The following is a 261-nucleotide window of genomic DNA, read 5'->3' as shown; positions in this document are numbered from 1 at the left end:
GCGCGGTGCTGTTGTTCGACATGAACAACATCCGCTATACGACTGCGGCGCACATCGGCAATTGGGCGCGCGACAAATATTTTCGCTGTGCGCTCATCATGCGCGATCGCGAACCGATCATGTGGGATATCGGCTCGGCCGCCAAGCAGCATCAGAAGCATAATCCCTGGATCAGCCCCGAAAATTGGCGCCCGGTGGTATCAAGCTGGCGCGGCTCGATCATGGAAGAGGTTGGCGTTGAGAAGGCGAACGCGAAGCGGA

The 261-nt window shown here is 58.2% G+C and carries 1 protein-coding gene; it reads left to right on the top strand.

The window, feature by feature from the left end; genetic code table 11:
- Positions 1–261 (top strand): hypothetical protein (locus MRBLMC3_RS23150; RefSeq protein ID WP_363832420.1); only part of this gene is annotated, 261 nt, incomplete at both ends.

Origin of the sequence: Sphingobium sp. LMC3-1-1.1 (assembly GCF_040676285.1) — a bacterium.
In the GTDB taxonomy this organism is placed as follows: domain Bacteria; phylum Pseudomonadota; class Alphaproteobacteria; order Sphingomonadales; family Sphingomonadaceae; genus Sphingobium.
Note: the sequence above shows the minus strand (reverse complement) of the source record. Positions and strands in the feature narration are given on the sequence as shown.